Annotated in this window: 21 protein-coding genes, 2 rRNA genes and 1 riboswitch (1 of these 24 running past the window's edge); of the genes, 2 read left to right on the forward strand and 21 right to left on the reverse strand. The window is 47.9% G+C overall.

Going from position 1 to position 18,418, the window contains the following annotated elements; genetic code table 11:
• Window positions 1-59: 59 nt before the first annotated feature.
• The 9 genes from ispE to BBD42_RS08880 all read right to left on the reverse strand — a co-directional run bounded on the left by ispE (window position 60) and on the right by BBD42_RS08880 (window position 8,570).
• Window positions 60-914: a 4-(cytidine 5'-diphospho)-2-C-methyl-D-erythritol kinase gene (ispE, locus tag BBD42_RS08840; RefSeq protein WP_099517848.1), complete on the reverse strand. Its 855-nt coding sequence runs from the start codon at window positions 912-914 to the stop codon at window positions 60-62.
• Between the two features lie 144 nt (window positions 915-1,058).
• Window positions 1,059-1,247: a small, acid-soluble spore protein, alpha/beta type gene (locus BBD42_RS08845; protein WP_056034932.1), complete on the reverse strand. Its 189-nt coding sequence runs from the start codon at window positions 1,245-1,247 to the stop codon at window positions 1,059-1,061.
• A 174-nt stretch (window positions 1,248-1,421) separates the two neighbouring features.
• The gene (gene veg / locus BBD42_RS08850; RefSeq protein ID WP_056034935.1) at window positions 1,422-1,691 is read right to left on the reverse strand and encodes a biofilm formation stimulator Veg; all 270 of its coding nucleotides are present in this window, start codon (window positions 1,689-1,691) and stop codon (window positions 1,422-1,424) included.
• A gap of 203 nt (window positions 1,692-1,894) precedes the next feature.
• Entirely contained in the window at window positions 1,895-2,785 is an 891-nt protein-coding gene (gene yabG / locus BBD42_RS08855; RefSeq protein WP_099517849.1) for a sporulation peptidase YabG, read from the reverse strand.
• Between the two features lie 103 nt (window positions 2,786-2,888).
• Window positions 2,889-3,803: a 16S rRNA (adenine(1518)-N(6)/adenine(1519)-N(6))-dimethyltransferase RsmA gene (gene rsmA / locus BBD42_RS08860; RefSeq protein WP_099517850.1), complete on the reverse strand. Its 915-nt coding sequence runs from the start codon at window positions 3,801-3,803 to the stop codon at window positions 2,889-2,891.
• A gap of 9 nt (window positions 3,804-3,812) precedes the next feature.
• Complete coding sequence (rnmV, locus tag BBD42_RS08865; protein WP_099521530.1) at window positions 3,813-4,361, reverse strand: ribonuclease M5; 549 nt, start codon at window positions 4,359-4,361, stop codon at window positions 3,813-3,815.
• A gap of 241 nt (window positions 4,362-4,602) precedes the next feature.
• Entirely contained in the window at window positions 4,603-5,748 is a 1,146-nt protein-coding gene (locus tag BBD42_RS08870; protein WP_056034946.1) for a resuscitation-promoting factor, read from the reverse strand.
• A 245-nt stretch (window positions 5,749-5,993) separates the two neighbouring features.
• A riboswitch (cyclic di-AMP (ydaO/yuaA leader) is annotated at window positions 5,994-6,200 on the reverse strand.
• 184 nt (window positions 6,201-6,384) lie between these two features.
• On the reverse strand, window positions 6,385-7,158 hold the full coding sequence (locus BBD42_RS08875; protein WP_099517851.1) for a TatD family hydrolase: 774 nt from the start codon (window positions 7,156-7,158) through the stop codon (window positions 6,385-6,387).
• Between the two features lie 116 nt (window positions 7,159-7,274).
• Entirely contained in the window at window positions 7,275-8,570 is a 1,296-nt protein-coding gene (locus tag BBD42_RS08880) for an HD domain-containing protein (RefSeq protein WP_099517852.1), read from the reverse strand.
• 280 nt (window positions 8,571-8,850) lie between these two features.
• On the opposite strand from BBD42_RS08880, the gene BBD42_RS08885 reads away from it, so the two are divergent.
• Window positions 8,851-9,105, forward strand: a complete 255-nt coding sequence (locus tag BBD42_RS08885; protein ID WP_012772023.1) for an AbrB/MazE/SpoVT family DNA-binding domain-containing protein — start codon at window positions 8,851-8,853, stop codon at window positions 9,103-9,105.
• Window positions 9,106-9,226: 121 nt separating this feature from the next.
• Here the strand turns inward: BBD42_RS08885 and rsmI are convergent, their stop codons facing one another.
• From rsmI to BBD42_RS08935, 10 genes are all read right to left on the reverse strand, one after another.
• Entirely contained in the window at window positions 9,227-10,105 is an 879-nt protein-coding gene (gene rsmI / locus BBD42_RS08890; protein WP_056034954.1) for a 16S rRNA (cytidine(1402)-2'-O)-methyltransferase, read from the reverse strand.
• 31 nt (window positions 10,106-10,136) lie between these two features.
• Window positions 10,137-10,793 carry a tRNA1(Val) (adenine(37)-N6)-methyltransferase gene (locus tag BBD42_RS08895; RefSeq protein WP_056035000.1) on the reverse strand — a complete coding sequence of 219 codons (657 nt, stop codon included), beginning with the start codon at window positions 10,791-10,793 and terminating at the stop codon, window positions 10,137-10,139.
• A gap of 121 nt (window positions 10,794-10,914) precedes the next feature.
• Entirely contained in the window at window positions 10,915-11,355 is a 441-nt protein-coding gene (locus tag BBD42_RS08900) for an initiation-control protein YabA (protein ID WP_099521531.1), read from the reverse strand.
• A gap of 94 nt (window positions 11,356-11,449) precedes the next feature.
• Window positions 11,450-12,253, reverse strand: coding sequence for a PSP1 domain-containing protein (locus BBD42_RS08905; RefSeq protein WP_046234497.1), 804 nt, complete (start codon window positions 12,251-12,253; stop codon window positions 11,450-11,452).
• Between the two features lie 4 nt (window positions 12,254-12,257).
• Window positions 12,258-13,235 (reverse strand): DNA polymerase III subunit delta', encoded by a 978-nt coding sequence (holB, locus tag BBD42_RS08910; RefSeq protein ID WP_099517853.1) that lies wholly within the window; start codon window positions 13,233-13,235, stop codon window positions 12,258-12,260.
• 39 nt (window positions 13,236-13,274) lie between these two features.
• A complete protein-coding gene (locus tag BBD42_RS08915; RefSeq protein ID WP_046234499.1) occupies window positions 13,275-13,718 on the reverse strand; it encodes a YaaR family protein in 444 nt (147 codons plus the stop codon).
• Window positions 13,719-13,734: 16 nt separating this feature from the next.
• On the reverse strand, window positions 13,735-14,064 hold the full coding sequence (locus BBD42_RS08920) for a cyclic di-AMP receptor DarA (protein WP_099517854.1): 330 nt from the start codon (window positions 14,062-14,064) through the stop codon (window positions 13,735-13,737).
• Between the two features lie 65 nt (window positions 14,065-14,129).
• Window positions 14,130-14,756, reverse strand: a complete 627-nt coding sequence (gene tmk / locus BBD42_RS08925) for a dTMP kinase (protein WP_099517855.1) — start codon at window positions 14,754-14,756, stop codon at window positions 14,130-14,132.
• 107 nt (window positions 14,757-14,863) lie between these two features.
• The gene (locus BBD42_RS08930) at window positions 14,864-16,390 is read right to left on the reverse strand and encodes an aminotransferase class I/II-fold pyridoxal phosphate-dependent enzyme (RefSeq protein WP_099517856.1); all 1,527 of its coding nucleotides are present in this window, start codon (window positions 16,388-16,390) and stop codon (window positions 14,864-14,866) included.
• Between the two features lie 192 nt (window positions 16,391-16,582).
• Window positions 16,583-16,774 carry a sigma factor G inhibitor Gin gene (locus tag BBD42_RS08935; RefSeq protein WP_046234503.1) on the reverse strand — a complete coding sequence of 64 codons (192 nt, stop codon included), beginning with the start codon at window positions 16,772-16,774 and terminating at the stop codon, window positions 16,583-16,585.
• A gap of 217 nt (window positions 16,775-16,991) precedes the next feature.
• On the opposite strand from BBD42_RS08935, the gene BBD42_RS08940 reads away from it, so the two are divergent.
• Entirely contained in the window at window positions 16,992-17,522 is a 531-nt protein-coding gene (locus BBD42_RS08940) for a hypothetical protein (protein ID WP_056034973.1), read from the forward strand.
• Window positions 17,523-17,686: 164 nt separating this feature from the next.
• Here the strand turns inward: BBD42_RS08940 and rrf are convergent.
• Window positions 17,687-17,803: ribosomal RNA gene (rrf, locus tag BBD42_RS08945) — 5S ribosomal RNA — on the reverse strand.
• Between the two features lie 71 nt (window positions 17,804-17,874).
• A 23S ribosomal RNA gene (locus BBD42_RS08950) occupies window positions 17,875-18,418 on the reverse strand; it runs 2,391 nt beyond the window's last position.

An 18,418-nucleotide genomic window follows, 5' to 3' on the forward strand; every position in this document is an offset into this window, starting at 1 on the left:
GAATATTATAATGTTAATATAACATTTTTATACGGATTTAATCAAGGGAAACGTCACTTTTATGTTAGCATTCTTACCACGTAAACTTCCTTGCAAAAGCCACGCAGCCCATTATATATGCGCGGGAGCTTTCCTTCTTTGGAAACGAGCCCGAATACTGTAGGTCCACTGCCTGACATTAACACGCCATCAGCTCCAAGGCGAATCATGCTCTCCTTGAGCTGGCGCACCTCCGGGTACAGATCAAGCGTTACCGATTCCAGCACATTGCCTAGTCCCCCGCACACATCGGCGAAGGAGCCGCGCTGAATCGCTGACACCATGTCAGCGGCAGACGGATGCTGGCCGATGCCCGCTACCCGAAACTTGCCGTATACATCTGCGGTGGAAACATTGATTGGCGGCTTCGCAAGGACGACCCAGCATTGCGGCGGGCTTTCGATCGGCTCCAGCCGCTCGCCGCGTCCGGTAGCGATGGCAGTACCGCCCGTTACGCAGAACGGGACGTCGGAGCCCAGCTCCGCTCCGAGCGTGCACAGCTCCTCCTCGGGAATGTTCAGCTCCCACAGCCTGTTCAGCCCTCTAAGGGCGGCAGCAGCGTCGCTGCTGCCGCCGGCAAGGCCAGCGGCTACCGGAATCTTTTTGTCCAAATGAATATATACACCTTTACGCACATCATAGCGGTCTTTAATAAGACGTGCCGCCTGAAACGCCAGGTTTTTCTCATCTAAAGGTATGTAGCCGGCCTGGCTCGATATAATAATCGTGTCGCGCGGCAGCTCCTGCATTTCAAGGCGGTCTGCAAGGTCTACCATCGTCATAATCATCTCGACCTCGTGGAAGCCGTCCTCACGCTTGCGAAGCACATCGAGCAATAAATTGATTTTAGCCGGAGCTTTTTCATAAATTTTCATCCTAAGCTCTCCCGTTCCTATCATTAACTTATCCAATATTATAGCAAACGGGCAGAAGAAAAGCTAAGAGTGCTGCCGCTTATATAAAGAGCGGCGACTCTTAGCCGATTATTGCTGTTTTTGCCTCGCTTTGCGAGTGGCTGGTTAAGGCCGATTGATTCCATTTGCTGCGGCTTGCTCAGCCATTTGGATCGCCCGCTTAACCATGTTGCCAGCGTCTTTGGCGCGAATGCCGCCCCAGCCTTCCTTTTGCACCGTATCATAAAAACCTAGATCCTTCGCCAGCTCATACTTTAGCTCCTCGGACATTACACTGCGTCTTCTGCGGCTCATGCGTGAGATCCTCCCTTGCTGCTGAATTGGTTATGCCCCCTTAGTATGCGACAACCCCGCAGCCCTATACGCATGAGCTCCCACTGACCGCTTCCAGCTTATAAAATGAAAAAAAACGCGAAGAACTGTCGTCTCCGCGTTTAGTATAGCCTGTCGGCATCTATAGATCTGATGTTATGTCTGGGTAATTCGGACTTGACCTTCATCATTGCATACGGTCACTTCCACCGACTCCGTCAGTATATCCGCATAACTGTAGGAAACACGCTTGAATGACTGCGATTCCTGATCCAGTTTAACAATGAAAACAGAAGGGTAGGTTTCTTCCAACACACCGGTGCGCTCAACGGTCTTACGACGACCGCCATTTGCTCGCAGACGAATCTTGGAGCCCACATGAGCTTCCAAATTGCGTTTTATATCCAGTAGGGCATTTTTTGCCATTGTCCACTACCACCTCTTTCCTTGTCCATTATAACAAAATGGAGAGGGGTTGTCAAACGAAGCAAAATATTATATCAGTCAACTTATTTAATTGTCAACGGTGTTTTCATCCATTTTTATCATTCCATGAATAATTTATCGAAAAATTATAAAATCAATGAAGCCGAGAACTGTTGCGAGTCTCAACTGCACTCGGCCGTTTGTTAAGAAATGCTTTGCAAGGACGACTCGGCTGCCTTAATTTTAGGTTTTGGCAAACCAATGCGGTACCTTCCCAGCGTCTCAATGCCGCCTACGCCATCAATGCCGCTGATGGTGCCATGAATGACATCAGCCAGGTTAATTGTATCTCGTATGGACGTATAGCTTGCTTTGATCGCAATGTATACCGGGTCTAACGCATGAATCAAAATTCTCCCGGGCGAGCTTGCGAAGTTCGAGCCGGCTTGCAGCAGCGCCTCAAAATGCGACTGGCACGCTCCCGCAATGACGACAAGGCCGTCGCGGTTCTTCTCATACTCCCGTGCTACGCGGACCGCATTATAGAAGCTCTGCGAGTTTTTATAGCTGCTTAGGCTGTGCAGATCGGCTTCCAGCCTTGTTTTCAGCACACCGTCATGTCCCGTAATGACCACAATGTCCGGCTTCACTTGAGGCAGCAGCCGGTAAAGCAAATCAGCCATCTGTGCTTCATGCGCATGCACGCCATGTGCCGGCACGTTCATCGTCTGGTACAGCTGCATGCTTTTACGCAAATAATTGCCGTCACCGTCCAAATGCAGCACTTTGCCGGGCACCTCGAAGAAAGGCTGGCTTTGTGGCATCGCATGCCGAATATCCGCCTTCACCTGAACGGCCATTTGCTCATGCTGCTGACGTATGCGGCTGAGCGAGTCGTTTACTTTCACTCGAACCAGCTGCGTAGCTTTTTCTTTTTTTGGATCGCGAACAACCGATAAATCAGGAATCGGTGCATCCGCAAGCAATCGGTAATCCGTGCCTTTCAACAGGGCATGATGCGTTCGAACAGCTTCTACGCGGAATAGCACGTCACCGCCATACGATTTGCGGACGACCAGCTCCCCTTGCTCCATAGGTAAATCACCTCTTCGTCTATCCTATGGGCATAAGGCGTGTAGTGTGCGCAAAAAACAAACGGGCGCCCCGAGGCCATTGCCCGGCGGCGCCCATCTTTATTTAGCCTTTCCAGCCCGCTTCCAAAAATGCACGGCTGATCTTGGCGAATTCCTCCAGCGACAGCGTTTCACCCCGCCGCGCAGGATCGATCGCAAGCCCCTGCAGCAGCGTTGTAAGGGCCTCCCGCTGTTCTTTGCCCACAAGCGCCGTCAAATTGTTGTAGAGCGTCTTGCGGCGCTGTGCGAAGCTGGCCTGCACGACGCGGAAGAAATGCGCCTCGTCGGGCACATCAACAGCCGGCTTGTCCCGCAGCGCAAGCTTAATGACAGCCGAATCTACATTCGGCTGTGGAATAAACACCGTATGCGGAACGGTGCAGACGAGCTTCGGCTCGCAATAATATTGCACAGCTACGCTAAGGCTGCCATATTCCTTGCCGCCTGGCTTTGCTGCCATCCGCTGCGCTACTTCCTTCTGGATCATGACGACGATGTTTTCCAGCGGCAGGCGCTCTTCCAGCAGCTTCATCAAAATCGGCGTCGTCACATAGTAAGGCAGGTTCGCCACGACGCTAACGCCCGTTACGCCGCTGAAGCGCTCTTCGAACAGCTGCTTCAGGTCGAGCTTAAGCACATCGCCGTGCACAATGCCCACATTTGCTTCGCCTTCGAAAATATCATGCAAAATCGGAATGAGCCGATTGTCGATTTCAACAGCCGTCACCGTTCCCGCAACTGCAGCAAGGCGCTGCGTCAATGCTCCGATACCAGGGCCGATCTCAAGCGCGCCTTTTGTCTCGTCAAGCTCAGCTGCGCTGACAATATTATTTAAAATATTTTGGTCGATGAGAAAGTTTTGTCCCAAGCTCTTCTTAAAGGAGAACCCGTACTTCGCAATAATTTCCTTCGTGCGTTTAGGCGTGGCTACCTCTGCGGCCTTAACTGCGCCTTTATTCAAGCTTTGTTGCTCCGTCATACGCCTTCGTCACCCCTGTTCCTGTTGTTCCATGGCTTGCAGCGCCTTCTCAAACTCTTCGCGCGTAATGCAGAAGCTCGTGCAGCGCTTGTAGAACTGCTTCCCGTTCGCATAGCCGATCCCCAGCAGCTTACCCATAACCAGCCGCCGCTTTGCCGCTTCTTCATGCACAATTAAGCCAGCTGCCATCAGATCGTCCCATGTAATGGCCCCGACGCTCTCAGCCGTTTCTGTACGCACCTCCGAGAGCGCCTGCCTAATCGCATCAGGCGCCGCGTTCTCAATGCCGATATCCCCTTTATAAGAGGCCAGCTCCTGCGGTAAAAAAGCATGCTTGCAGCCCGGCACGCGCTGAGCGACAATTTTACGAATACGCTCTCCTGCATGATCCGGATCTGTAAATATAATAACGCCACGGCGCTCCTGTGCCAGCGCAATGCGCCGCAGCACATCCTCGCCAATGGCCGATCCATTCGTCTCAATCGTATCGGCTTCAACAGCCCGCTTAATCGCTACCGTATCCTCTTTGCCTTCTACTACAATCATTTCCTTGATCACATCGAACAATCCTTTCACAAAGGGAAACTTATCAAGCTCATATTTCATAAATTCCATAAAAAATGGGCGATTGCTGCAACAACAACCCGCTCATTTGCGTCTGTTTTATTATAACCCCAATTAGCCATTCAAGCGAATCTGACGCAAACAAAAAGAAGAGGCAAGGCCTCTTCCGCATCCAGTCATATTTAGCTTATGATTGCGATAAACTAGAGCACAATCCATAAAGAACTGCTACTAATTAGCTAAGCGATGGCTTGTTAGGACCAATCACATAAACGGTAAATCCTTTTTTCTTACCAAATTTATTCGCTTGCTTTTCACTGTCAAAATAAACATCGATCTTATTGCCCTTGATCGCACTTCCGGTATCTTCAGCACGGCGGAAACCAATGCCCTCGATATACACCCACCAACCGAGTGGAATGATATCCGGGTCAACGGCAATTGTCCGTCCTTCCGATACTTTAGCGCCAGATGCCGTAATTCCGTAGTCAGGATGTCCTTCGCTCTTGCCCGTAGAAGCTAAGCCAGCTGAATAAGCCGTCAGGGTGACGTTGCTGAGCACTTTTTTGGATGTGAGCGTTGTGCCGTCTACCGTTACATTGTTGCTGGTTGTCGCTGTCGACAGCACAGTAACTTTAGGCTCCGGCTTTTTCGTACCGACTGCAACGACCTGATTGACCGCAACCGTTTCGACTACCTTGTCTACCACTTTCTTGGAAACAAGTACACCATCTTCAAACTGCTTCTCAATTTTGATCGTTACGACGCCTTCTTTGCCCGTCTGCACAACCTTCTCCTTGCCTACTTCCAGGTTCGGATCTTCCTTCTTCACAATGGTGAACGGCGTTGTGCTGGACGACTTGCCTAGCTTCGTATCGACGCGAATGACTGTTACGGTCATATCCGCGCTGACGCCCGAGCCAAGCGAAGGTAATACTTTATCATCATCTTCAACAGGAATATTTAATTTCTTTATCGCTGCCTGCACGGTTTTCTCTGTCGTGTACACCGTTGATGTTTTGCCATCAGCTTTTACAAGTAGCGGTACCGCATGCTTAATTTCAAAGCGGTCCCCATCCTTTACTGCCGTATTCAGAGGTACAGACACCTCGTCATGCGGGCCAATTGTAATAGCTTGTTCATCCAGTAGGCGTTGCAGGACCCATTGTTTCGTTGAAACAACAGTTTCTTGTCCATTCACTACTACGGATACGCTTTTGTCAGCCGATCCGTACAACAACACCAAAAACATGAAAGTCATAGCGATTGAGATCGTAGTACTCAAAAGAATCAAACGCAAGTTTTCACGCTTCCATCGCAATGCGAAAGACATGCTGGATGATCGTTTCCCATGGGTCTCACTTGCTTGAATAATGCCCACTTCATCGGTCCTCCTTCATAGCCCCGCCGTCGAATTACGCATGATACCATTGACGCGACTATAGTATATTGGCGTGCTTCTAGCACGCTCCAGTATATTTCCTCTGCAACCTCCTAGATTTACCCTATGACGACGGTTTACCCAATATTCAAAAATAAAAAGAAAGCCCGTCGACAGAGGATCTGTATCGTGGCTTCCCGGGAACGTCAAAATAGACTATTCAGGAATGGTGGATGCACGAGGTTGATCACTCTCTATAAACGCTTACGAGGTTAGCTGTCGGGTTCGGGCAAGAGAGCTGCCCTATCGTCGGAAGAATGCTCATGGCAATCCCCGCCAAATTCACCCCTAGAAGAAATTCAATGCGCGTGCAATGTGATCCGCAAATTCCTCACAGCATCGTGCCTGGTTCCCCCGCTCTCCAAAGTTCGAAGATTAAGCGCAAACTGGAAATCCAATACAAAAATTTAAAGCTCTGAAATGAATCATACCTTCATCTGAGCCTAATTGTAAAGATCAGATAAAAACCGATTTAAGCGAAATTTTAGGATATTTACGGAAAAGAGAGTCTATTTCAGCATGAAAAATTAGTTTTATCGCCGGAAAGGTCACTTATTCTCGTTTTTAAAGCCGTTTTTACACAATTCCGAAACATTTTTTACCGTTTTCGGTCGTCAAATTGGCGATTTCGGCTACCGATTTTCCTAATATTTCTGCTGCCGCTTCCGCAACGAGCGATACATAAGACGTCTCATTTCGTTTCCCTCGGAATGGATGAGGGGTCAAATATGGGGCATCCGTTTCGATCAAAATTCGGTCACTCGGAACCATCGCAAGCACCTCTTTTGGCACCCTTGCATTTTTGAATGTAAGCGGTCCCCCGAACGATATATAGAAGTTCATATCGAGGCATTTTTGAGCCGTTTCTGGACTGCCGGAAAAACAATGCATAATGCCTCCGACCTCAGAAGCATTTTCCTCCTTCAGCAGCTTGACAATATCTTCATGGGCATCGCGGTTATGAATAATAATTGGTTTTTTCAGCTTCTTGGCTAAGCGAATTTGCTCGCGAAATACGCGGTGCTGGACATCTTTAGGAGACGTATCCCAGTGGTAATCTAGTCCGATTTCCCCAATAGCTACCACTTTAGGATTAGAGCAAAGCTCTTCAATCCATCCCAGATCCTCCGGCAGCATGTCGATGCTGTCAACGGGGTGCCAGCCAACTGCTGCATAGATAAAATCATATTTTTCTGCCAGCGCAAGTGTTGTTGGAATCGTTTCCCGATTGAAACCAATATTAACCATTAAATCCACCCCTGCCGCACGCGCTCTTTCGATAACAGCTTCGCGGTCTTCGTCAAAATGCGGGGAGTCCAAATGTGTGTGCGTGTCGAATAAAGAAATCATAATTGAGCAAGCTCCTTCTATATTATAGTCTAAGGTGAAACGGTCGAAAGCCGTCCTTTGGCGGCGCGTTTCAGTCCGAGAAATATAGAGAAAGTATGGCAAAATCATATACTTTCCTATATTTTAAATAACATTCGTACTTTATCGCTTAATTGATCAGCGGCAGCGCGCAGCTTCTCTTCCGGATAATACAAATGGGACTGGCCCTGATGAAGTCCAGTAATGGAACGAATGATGTCAGATTTCGTGGAAATTTCACTGACAGTCTCGTAGCTGTCCATTAACAAAATCGGCGTCTTTTCTTCTTTTCCGCCTTTTTTCGTATCAGGCTGATACACATCATACGGTTGATCAAATGGAAAATCAATTTCCATATGGTAATCCGGGTTCAACCCGATCGCTGCAAATTGTTGTCTTACTTCATTAAAGAGGCCAATATCCGGTTTATCCAGCATGATGTATTTATAGAGGCGACGCGTCAAAAAACGATCACATAGCTCCGCCAGCAGTTCATCGCTTTCTTCGCTCCATTCTATAAAGGCTGTCTGCAAATACGCCTCATCCAGCTTCAAATATTGTTTAACCCCAATTGTCCCGTCAAGCAGCCGTTTCAGCGGCTCCGGCATCCAACCAAATGTGTAGCCACCCTCATAAAGCTCCTTCGCTCTGCGAAATATTTGTCTAAGGATGATTTCCGAGCTTCTCGTCACCGGATGGAAATAAATTTGCCAATACATTTGATAGCGGGACATCAAATAATGCTCCACGGCGTGCATGCCGCTTTCTTTAACAACAATCCTTCCATTAATAGGACGGAGCACACGCAGAATACGCTCCAAATCAAAGTTGCCATAATTGACCCCTGTGAAATAAGCATCCCTCAATAAATAGTCCATTCGGTCCGCATCTAGCTGACTGGAAATCAAGCCGCTAACAATTGGATTCGGATATGTCTTATTAATAACAGCAGTGACATGTTCAGGAAAGTCGTCTGCTACATTTCGTAGTATACGATTGACCTCGGTGTCCTCGAGCAAAATGCTGCAGGTCCACTGCTCGTGATGCGTATCGAATACTTGCTCCAGCGAATGGGAAAATGGCCCATGACCAACGTCATGCAGCAGTGCAGCGCAAAGCGCCAATAGCCGCTCCTCCTGCGGCCAACCGGGAAAACCATTGCGTTCGAATTGGGAAATAATCTTTCTAGTAATTTCATACACGCCAAGGGAATGGGAGAATCGGCTATGCTCAGCGCCATGAAAAGTAAGATAAGAGGTACCTAGCTGCCGAATACGCCGTAATCTTTGAAATTCCTTCGTATTGATTAGATCCCATATCGTCTGATCCTGAACATAAATATATTTATGAACGGGGTCTTTAAAAACTTTCTCTTCCGATAGCTGTCGGTTCATTCAACAAATCAACTCCTTTTGTTCTCTGGTTCGACATAAAAAAGTAAAAAATATGTCGAAGAATGTCGCAAAACAGTTTCCAAAATGTCGAAGCTGTTGTATTCTATAGTAAGAGTAATATGACCTTACTATATAGTCAAACTCCCTTAGTAGCTGCAATTTTCTTCAATAATTTCAGTTGACTATTATGGGAAACGTTGGTATTATAGTAGACATAAAAAGAGAAACTATGTCGAAAAGTGACGAATACACTTTTTGATGAGAGGGGAAACAAATTATTATGATGAAGTCCACAGGTATTGTCCGTAAGGTTGATGAATTAGGTCGCGTTGTTATTCCAATCGAGCTTCGCCGTACGCTTGGTATCGGAGAGAAAGATGCACTAGAGATTTATGTAGACGGCGAGCGCATTATGTTGAAGAAATATGAGCCAGCTTGTATCTTCTGTGGTAACGCTGAGAACGTATCTTACTTCAAAGGAAAAATTGTTTGTCACATTTGCCTATCAGAAATGCCTTCACCTGTGACAAAATAAAAAAAATAGGTTATAATAACCTTATTCAACTAGTTAATTCTAACCTTTTAATACTCCTTATTGCCTTCCTGTGCTAGAACCCGGCCAGGAAGGTCTTTTTTTTCTCTATTTTCTTGTTTTTCTAGCGGTTTACTTCATTATAAACATCTCGCTTTGATAGACCACGATCTGTAGCTGCCTTTTTTATCGCGTCCTTACGTCCAAGCTCTGCTTCGTAATGCTGCACATGCTCTTCCATGCTCAGCTCCGCCCACCAAGCGGCAGCAAGCTCCCCCGTATTCTCATCTGAGCTGCTTCCTTCTATTATAAGGCAATACTCTCCCAATGGCGGATTTTCCTCAATCCAAGTGATACATTCCGTTACTGTACCACGTGCCATTTCTTCAAAACGCTTCGTCAGCTCTCGCACCATCGCGATACGACGGTCTCCTAGATGCTCCAGTATGGCATCCAGCGTCTTCCGCAAGCGATGCGGCGACTCATACAGCATCAAGGTGCCTTCCTGTGCTTGAAGCTGAAGCAGCCATTTCGCAAGCGACTTTTTGTCTCGCGGCGGAAATCCGGCGAACATAAAACGCTCCGTTGGCAAGCCTGATACAATTAAAGCCGACAATGCCGCATTCGCACCAGGTATCGGAACGACAAAAATACCCTGCTCCACCGCCTCGGCAACCAAATCTGCACCGGGGTCGGATACAGCAGGCAGCCCTGCATCGCTTACAAGGGCAATTGATTGCCCCTCTTGCAGCAATCGAATAAGCTCGCTGCCACTCGCTTGTTTATTATGTTCATGATAGCTGACAAGCCGTGTCGCAATTTCAAAATGAGAAAGAAGCTTACGTGTTTGTCTCGTATCCTCGGCAGCTATGAGATCCACTTCTTTCAACGTACGAATTGCGCGAAAGGTCATATCCTCTAAGTTGCCAATTGGCGTTCCGACTAAATATAACGTCCCGGCACCGTGTTGCTGCGGCCCGCTAAAGCTTTTTTGCACAAACATTGTTGAGCCCTCCTTCTAGCATTCCACTAGGCTAAGTATCATATACCATAATTGGCGGCAGCAGCCTAAGCTCCGGTCTGCCATCACGCATAGCCTCAATAAGCACCATATTGGCTTCGCCATTTTTATTCGGATGAATGAACTGTACCCGCTTTGGCTCCAGCTTGTACTTGCGCATCGTCTCAATAATTTCTACAAAGCGTGATGGCCGGTGCACCATGGCTACTTTCCCAGCTGGGCGCACCAGCCTTGAGCAAGCTTCGACAATATCCTGCAAGGTTCCGTGTACCTCATGCCTGGCGATCGCATAATGCTCATTTTCATTAGAGTCTCCTGCTTCAGCCGACATATAAGGCGGATTGACGGTTACCGCATCATACGTTCCATAAATCGCTTTATTCGCTGCAAAATTTCGCAAATCGGCTTCCACGATATTAATTTGCTGCTCCAGCCCATTCAGCTTTACACTCCGCCTTGCCATATCCGCAAGTCTTGGCTGAATCTCCACTGCATCAATTTGTGCTTTCGTCCGCCCTGTCAATAGCAGCGGTATTACGCCATTCCCTGTGCAAAGGTCAATGACCTTCCCTTTTTTCGGGATGCTTGCGAAGTTGGAAAGCAGCACCGCATCCGTCGAAAAGCTGAACACTTCCCTGCTCTGGATAATTCGCAGTCCGGTATCCATCATTAAATCGTCCAAACGTTCATTGATTTCCAGCTTAATCTGCTCGTCCACGACTTTCCCACTGCTCCCTTGACATAAAGATACCGTCCTCTTAGCAAGGACGGCATAGTGTTGACCGATTGCATTATTTATTTAAGAAGGATAAGCAGAAGAGACAATCGCCTTCTGTCCGCAAATGCCCATAATAGACATTGCAAATATGGAAGCCTTCATGGTAAAGTCTCGCCAAATTATCATGCCCTTCTCCTACTGAATATGCAGCTGCATCTTCGGCGGAAGTGAACAAATCGGCTGTTTCTGTCTGCTGCTCTACCTTTGTGCTTGTCCCCATCGTCTTGCCCGCAGTTGTTTTTGAAGCCCCTGCTGTCTTAACTGGCAAAGGTTCCTCCGCTTGTTGCGGGATCCGCTTCAAAATTTTGCGCAGCTGATGGTTTTCCATGCTTAACCGCTTATTCTCTTCAAGCAGTTCCTTCACTCGCAGCTTCAGATCCCCAACTTGACGATGAAACTCGCCCATTTGGGTATCAAGCTGATCCATTTGAACAAAAATCTCTTTTTTCTCCAAGTTCCCACCCCAGAGCTTCAAGCATCGTCTTGCACCTTAGCTGTAAGCATTGCGCTTGGTCGTTTGGACATGCTATGAATTGTTCTTAATACTGTCATTTCAAAATGACATCGTCTAACGGAAGTTCCTTCGGTTTCCCCGAAACTTCAAACAAGTGTACGTACACGGTCTTGGAACCAACATTGATTCCCGTTACCTTGCCTTCACCAAGTGAAGTGATAACGATCTTGCCAATCGCTGGAAGCTCTTCTCTCGAGCTTTCATAATTGTCATGCTCGTATTTCAAGCAGCACATCAAACGGCCGCATAAACCAGAAATCTTAGTCGGATTGAGCGACAAATTCTGGTCCTTCGCCATCTTGATCGATACCGGCTCAAAATCGCCCAGCCATGATGAGCAGCATAATATCCGGCCACATGGTCCGATGCCGCCAAGCATCTTCGCCTCGTCACGAACCCCGATTTGCCGAAGCTCAATCCGAGTACGAAACACGCTTGCCAAGTCTTTCACAAGCTCGCGAAAATCTACCCGACCTTCAGCTGTAAAATAAAAAATGATCTTGTTGCGGTCGAACGTGAATTCGACATCAACCAGCTTCATCTTCAGCTGATGGTCTTTTATTTTGTCTGAACAGGTTGAGAATGCAGCTTGAGCAGCAGAACGATTCTCCTCTACAACCTTCGCATCTACGTCGCTGGCAATTCGTATAACGCGCTTTAACGGAAGGACAACATCCGATTCACCGACTTGCTTCTGTCCAACCACTACTTTGCCATACTCGATCCCCCTGGCCGTCTCAACAATGACATGCTGGTCCTTGTCAACGGGATGCAGGGCTGGATCAAAGTAATAAATCTTACCCGCCTTCTTAAAGCGGACACCCACGACATTATACAAGGATTTAGCCCTCCTGTAAGTTTACCATTAATTGCTCTAAAGCGAGTTGAGCAGATACATTCGACCTAATACGCTTGCTTGCTTCGAGTGTATGCTCCATGCAAGCGACCCAGCCTTCCACTGGCCGGCTGAATGCATGCTTGCTTATCCATTCCAACTGATCTATATATACAATATCTTCTTGCCTTCCGGCCTGAAATTTAATCATGTCCTTGAACCATAATACAAAAAGAGATAACAGCAGCTGCGGATCTTCACCAATATCCTTCTTAATGAACTGCTGCTGGACGGTAATCATTGCCGCGGTGAATCGGGTCAGACTGTCCTTCCCTAATTGTATCACTACGTTTCGGATTTCTGCAAACTGATTCTGCTGGATGATTTCCCTAGCACCGTCCAATCCCGAGCTCAGCTGTACGGCTGCGCGAGCAAGAATGGAGGGCAGTCCTTCATTTGTTAACGTTTGAAGCATCTCGGCGGAAGACATCGGGAGGAACGGCACCCACTGTGTGCGCGAGCGAATGGTCGGCAGCACAGCTTGTCCATTATCGGTTATCAATATCGCTACAACAGGGGATAGCGGCTCCTCCAAAAATTTGAGTAGACTGTTCGCCGCTTGAAGTGTCATCGTTTCTACTCGCTCAATCATATATACTTTGCGTTTCGCCCCGCTGCCCCGAAGCCCAAGCTCCCGCTGCAGCTCGCGAATTTGATCAATCTTGATCGACTGGCCTTCCGGAGCGATCCGAATCATATCCTGCTGATTGTTATTATCAAACTTGCGGCACTCCAGGCAGTGCCCGCAAGCATCATCGCCACCGCTCGTACAGAATAAGGCTTTAGCGAAAGCTTCCGCCATCGCCATTCTGCCACTGCCCTTCGGCCCATAAAATAAATAAGCATGCGATACTTTACCGCTTTGCAGCGCATGCTGTAAAATACGCTTCGCTTTCCATTGACCGGTTAGCTGCTCCATGCTCATAAGCTCAAAAATTCCTTCCTCGATCGTAACCTTCCCAATCTAAAACAATAAATTAATCAGCATGCCGCGCACTTCACCGATCCGGGCCAGCAATTCAATACGCCCTTCTTCGGTCTCCAGCAGCTCCTCCGCCATATTAACGAGCTCTGCATCAATCTCGTCAAGCAGCTTATAGCGCTTCGTACGGCCCCGGCGGTCAAACCCTCTAAGCTCTTTAAGCCCGATGCCGCGCCTAACGGTATCCTCCAGAAACTTCTTGACCATTTGGCGGTAAAGCTTTAATTCCCGCACCGTCATTACTCTGGATAAATGGTCACCCTGTCTATGAATGTCCTGCAGCTTCTGCTGCAATTGCTCTTGTGTCCGCTGTGCTTCCTGCTGAACCATAACATCGCCGAAGCTCTTCATCTGCGGCTGCTTGGAAGCTAGGTCGTTACTTGCGCGATTCGCCCCAAGCGGACGAAACCCTGGATCAATTTTCATCCGTTATCACGTCCAATCAGAAATGTTCAAAGCGTTCTACCGGAACGACGAATACGGCAGCGCCACCCACTTGTACTTCTACCGGGAAAGGAATATAAGAATCCGTTGAGCCGCCGATTGGCGATACAGGCGTAACTAATTGATCGCGCACTTTGCAGTTGGTTTTGATTACTTGAAACACTTCGTGCACACGCTCATCTTCAATACCAATCATAAACGTTGTATTGCCAGCGCGCAGAAAACCGCCCGTACTTGCCAGCTTCGTAGCCCGAAATCCTTCTGTCACAAGCGCATTCGACAAACGGTTGCTATCCTTATCCTGAATAATCGCAATGACTAATTTCATCCTGATTCCTCCCATTATTCGTTATCCTTTAAACGCAAGCTCTAACCTTGCTCTAGTCCAAAACGCTAGATTTTGCCCTCTATTGCGGCCAAAACCTCTTTCAGCACCATATCCGGCTCCTGATTTGCATCAACTCGGACTATTCGCTCAGGGAACCTCTCAAGCAATATAAAATAACCTTCCCTGACTCGCTCGTGAAAAGCGATTTCCTCCAAATCAAGCCGATTAATCTCACGCTCATCCGATTGTCCAATACGGGCAAGACCTACCTCTGGCGTCACATCCATGTAGATTGTGAGCTGCGGCATCGCCCCTTCAATCGCAAACTGATTAATCGACCATACCTCTTCCATGCCAAGTCCACGCGCATGTCCCTGATAGGCTAGGCTGCTGTCCACGAAACGGTCGCAAATGACAAGCTTGCCTGCTGTAAGTGCTGGCATGACCTTCTCTACAAGATGCTGTCGTCTTGAAGCCGCATACAAGAGTGCTTCTGTCCTGGCATCCATTGCGGTATGATTCCGATCCAAAATGACTGACCGGATTTTCTCCGCAATAGGGATGCCTCCCGGCTCACGAGTGGTCAACACTGCTTTGCCCTGCTGCTGCATCGTATGCGCAAGCTGCTCGATCAGTGTAGTTTTCCCCGCCCCTTCGCCGCCTTCTATTGTAATAAAAATACCCTTATTCAACGGTTCGTAACTCCTAATCTATGAAACTGAATTTTCAGCGTAATGCTTACTTCCATTTTAACAAAGCGACTTTCCCTTGTATACGAGCTTTTGCCGCTTAATCATATTTATTCCATGATTGCAATGGATTGCATGGCTGAATCTACCGCACCTTGGAACTTCGCTCCACTGCTAGCAAGCTCTATAATATAGCCCAGCATTTCCGCAGTAAGCAGTTCACCCGGATATACAATAGGAATGCCCGGCGGATATGGAACGACCATCTCTGCCGCCCTGCAATTTACCGCATCCTCCAGCTTCACTCTTACCACAGTCCCTTTACTCACTCGTGAAAAGGCAATTGGTTCTACCGATTCTGGTAAGAACAGCGGGTTACCAGCTCTTGCAAGCGGTTGTTCAGCTATTACCCGTCCTTTAGATGCGATAATCATCTCCACTGCCTGACAAGCTTGAATGAGACGATCGGCATCCTCAAACTGAATGCCCATCCCTAGCAAAAGCACGACATGGCGCATATCTGCCATTTCTGCCCAGCAGCCCTGCTGTTCCAGCAGCTTCAATATTTCAAAACCGTTTAATGCCCCCGTTCGATCCCATAATACAATTCGCAATGGATCTAATTGATTGTAAGCGGGTTTTGCGGCTAGCCTATCATCGCCTTGCTTCAATATCTCAATTGCCGCACAGCACTCTTCCATTCCTTTACGCAAATATGCAGCAACAGCTAGTGCATCTTCAAACCAGTCAGCGCCCGACGCCTCTATCATTGCACGGGAAATATCGAGCGAGGCCATAATGGGAAAAGATGGACTAGAGCTTTGAATCGTCGCTAAAGCTTCTCTAATGGCGGTCCTGTTAAGAAACTCACCCTGCACATGAAGCATCGCTCCCATTGTAAGCGCGGTGAGTGTTTTATGAGTGGACTGCACAACGGCATCTGCTCCAGCCGCTATCGCTGAGCCAGGCAGCTTGGGATGCAAGCCATAATGGGCGCCGTGTGCTTCATCAACAAGCAGCAGCATGCCGCACTGATGAATCGCATCAGCATAAGGTTGTAGGTTCATGCTCATCCCATAATAATTCGGATTATTCAGAAATACAGCTTTCGCCTGCGGGTATAAGTCCATCATCATCTTTACCTGCGCTAGAGAAGGCTGCGTTGCAATTCCGGTAGGCTCATCTATTTGCGGCATTATAAATACGGCCCTTGCACCCGCGAGCTTCAAACCATTAATGACCGACTTATGGACGTTGCGCTGTACGAGAATATAATCGCCAGGTTCACATACAGCCAGCAGCATAGCTAGATTGCCAGAGGTGCTTCCTCCCACGAGAAAAAAGCTTTCCTCCGCGCCAAAGCAGCGTGCTGCCAAGCCTTGCGCTTCGGCAATGGCCCCCTCAGGATGATGCAAATCATCTGTAGCGGACAGTTCTGTCACATCCAGCCTCATAATCGCTGTAAAAGTCTCTTTCATTGCTTTTATAAAATCGGACTCCCGCCCTTCGCCTTCGCGTTCGGGCTTATCTGGCCCAAATGCCTGACCGTAGCGATGCCCGGGTACGTGAAAGCTAACCGGCTGCGAATCTGTATGTTTAAGCAGCATTTCATATAATGGAGCATGTACATGTTGCATCAAAGTGAGCCGTTCCTTTCGCTATAAACTTAAATCTATTTTAATGGATTTGAACAAGCGTAAACGGCTGCCGCTGTCCTCAGGCGGTAAAACTACCGTTTCGCTGGAGGAATATAAGCCGAATATTAGGAAAAAACTTATACATTCTTATATTTCAAGAAAAAAAGAGCGAATTCTATAGGTAGAGTTCGCTCAAGCGTTTTTTTCAACGAAGATTTGCTTCATCTGATGGATAAAGAATGGATATTTAGCATCTTTAACGTCGGTCTGCACCATTTCTATTTCGCATGATTGGCATATAAATTCAGTAACGATGCGAATTCCTTCACCTTCGGCTTTATGTTCGCCGCATATAATACAATGAAGCTGATGATTTTCAAGCATTTGAATCCCGCCTTTCATCCCAACTCTATAGCTACTATTATGGCATATATTCTAGCTTTTTAAACTTGTTTCATAGCCCATTTCAAATATTTATATATCGTATGCCGCCAGAGCCCAGATGGTGAATACAAAATTAGCCGTGTGCTATCGCGGGAAAGCTCTAATTAACCGATATATATAGGGTAGGCTTGAACGTTATGGAAGGGATGTTAGAAAGATGCGTCAATCATTATCTGAGCAGCAAGCTGCAACGATTTATCAATACCAGCTCGTTAAACGTAAAATCATTAGGCCTGAGCTTGTCCAAAGCCATATCCTTATTGCCGTTATATTCGTCGCCTTTCAGCTTCTTATGTATGGTAGAGATGGACTTTTCAGCTGGTTGTTCGGCTTTGCTGTCATTCAAGTCATTCACCTGATTATATTGCTGCTGACCTTTATCCGAGTAGAAGAGGCAGCTGATCGCCGCTGGGTATGGGGTATTACGCCACCTTGGTTCGGCTTTAAGCCTGCAAACGATATTAAGCTTCAGCTTTTCCGCCGCGTACACCGCCAGTTGTTCTGGATAGGCCTTTGTGGCACTGGCATCTTATATCCATGGATTTCGGAATCGCTTATGATCAGCATCATCTGTTGGCATTTGTGGCTCATCGTTCCGCGCCTCCTGTTGTCCGTCGCTTTTCGCAAACAAAAAAAAGAAGGCATTCTCCGCCTTGGAAAATACGAAGCCTCGTACTACCATCGTTAACTGGCTATCCTATATTGCAAATAACTATAATTATGAAAAAGAAGCTGTTCCTCAGTCATTAGTGGAGGAACAGCTTCTTTAAATGCATATTTAACCTTAAATTCAATGGTTACAAATTAAAAACGAAACAAAAAACCTGCCGCAAACTGCGGCAGGCTTCTCGTGCTTGGCGACGTCCTACTCTCCCAGGACCCTGCGGTCCAAGTACCATCGGCGCTGGAGGGCTTAACGGTCGTGTTCGGGATGGGAACGTGTGGTTCCCCTCCGCCATCGCCACCAAACGGATAGAACGGGTATTGCTACCCTGAAAACTGGATGCGAAAGACAAATCATGAAACTTTAGCGTGTTGTTTAGGATAAGCCCTCGACCGATTAGTATTCGTCAGCTGCACGCATTGCTGCGCTTCCACCCCGAACCTATCAACCTCGTCGTCTTCAAGGGGTCTTACTAATTGGGAAATCTCATCTTGAGGGGGGCTTCGCGCTTAGATGCTTTCAGCGCTTATCCCGTCCGTACTTGGCTACCCAGCGGTGCTCCTGGCGGAACAACTGGTACACCAGCGGTACGTCCATCCCGGTCCTCTCGTACTAAGGACAGCTCCTCTCAAATTTCCTGCGCCCGCGACAGATAGGGACCGAACTGTCTCACGACGTTCTGAACCCAGCTCGCGTACCGCTTTAATGGGCGAACAGCCCAACCCTTGGGACCTACTTCAGCCCCAGGATGCGATGAGCCGACATCGAGGTGCCAAACCTCCCCGTCGATGTGGACTCTTGGGGGAGATAAGCCTGTTATCCCCAGGGTAGCTTTTATCCGTTGAGCGATGGCCCTTCCATTCGGTACCACCGGATCACTAAGCCCGACTTTCGTCCCTGCTCGACTTGTAGGTCTCGCA

The organism is Paenibacillus sp. BIHB 4019 (genome assembly GCF_002741035.1).
GTDB lineage: Bacteria > Bacillota > Bacilli > Paenibacillales > Paenibacillaceae > Pristimantibacillus.

Coding starts and splice junctions, on each gene's coding strand:
- yabG (WP_099517849.1), bottom strand. CDS start 2,785: ATGGAGCAAGGGGAGCTGGTCGTCCGCAAATCGTATGGCGGTGACGTG.
- BBD42_RS08885 (WP_012772023.1), top strand. CDS start 8,851: ATGATGAAGTCCACAGGTATTGTCCGTAAGGTTGATGAATTAGGTCGC.
- rsmI (WP_056034954.1), bottom strand. CDS start 10,105: ATGTTTGTGCAAAAAAGCTTTAGCGGGCCGCAGCAACACGGTGCCGGG.
- BBD42_RS08845 (WP_056034932.1), bottom strand. CDS start 1,247: ATGAGCCGCAGAAGACGCAGTGTAATGTCCGAGGAGCTAAAGTATGAG.
- BBD42_RS08920 (WP_099517854.1), bottom strand. CDS start 14,064: ATGAAATTAGTCATTGCGATTATTCAGGATAAGGATAGCAACCGTTTG.
- BBD42_RS08940 (WP_056034973.1), top strand. CDS start 16,992: ATGCGTCAATCATTATCTGAGCAGCAAGCTGCAACGATTTATCAATAC.
- BBD42_RS08880 (WP_099517852.1), bottom strand. CDS start 8,570: ATGAACCGACAGCTATCGGAAGAGAAAGTTTTTAAAGACCCCGTTCAT.
- BBD42_RS08915 (WP_046234499.1), bottom strand. CDS start 13,718: ATGAAAATTGATCCAGGGTTTCGTCCGCTTGGGGCGAATCGCGCAAGT.
- BBD42_RS08930 (WP_099517856.1), bottom strand. CDS start 16,390: ATGCAACATGTACATGCTCCATTATATGAAATGCTGCTTAAACATACA.
- veg (WP_056034935.1), bottom strand. CDS start 1,691: ATGGCAAAAAATGCCCTACTGGATATAAAACGCAATTTGGAAGCTCAT.
- BBD42_RS08895 (WP_056035000.1), bottom strand. CDS start 10,793: ATGATGGATACCGGACTGCGAATTATCCAGAGCAGGGAAGTGTTCAGC.
- BBD42_RS08875 (WP_099517851.1), bottom strand. CDS start 7,158: ATGATTTCTTTATTCGACACGCACACACATTTGGACTCCCCGCATTTT.
- BBD42_RS08935 (WP_046234503.1), bottom strand. CDS start 16,774: ATGCTTGAAAATCATCAGCTTCATTGTATTATATGCGGCGAACATAAA.
- holB (WP_099517853.1), bottom strand. CDS start 13,235: ATGAGCATGGAGCAGCTAACCGGTCAATGGAAAGCGAAGCGTATTTTA.
- rsmA (WP_099517850.1), bottom strand. CDS start 3,803: ATGACGGAGCAACAAAGCTTGAATAAAGGCGCAGTTAAGGCCGCAGAG.
- ispE (WP_099517848.1), bottom strand. CDS start 914: ATGAAAATTTATGAAAAAGCTCCGGCTAAAATCAATTTATTGCTCGAT.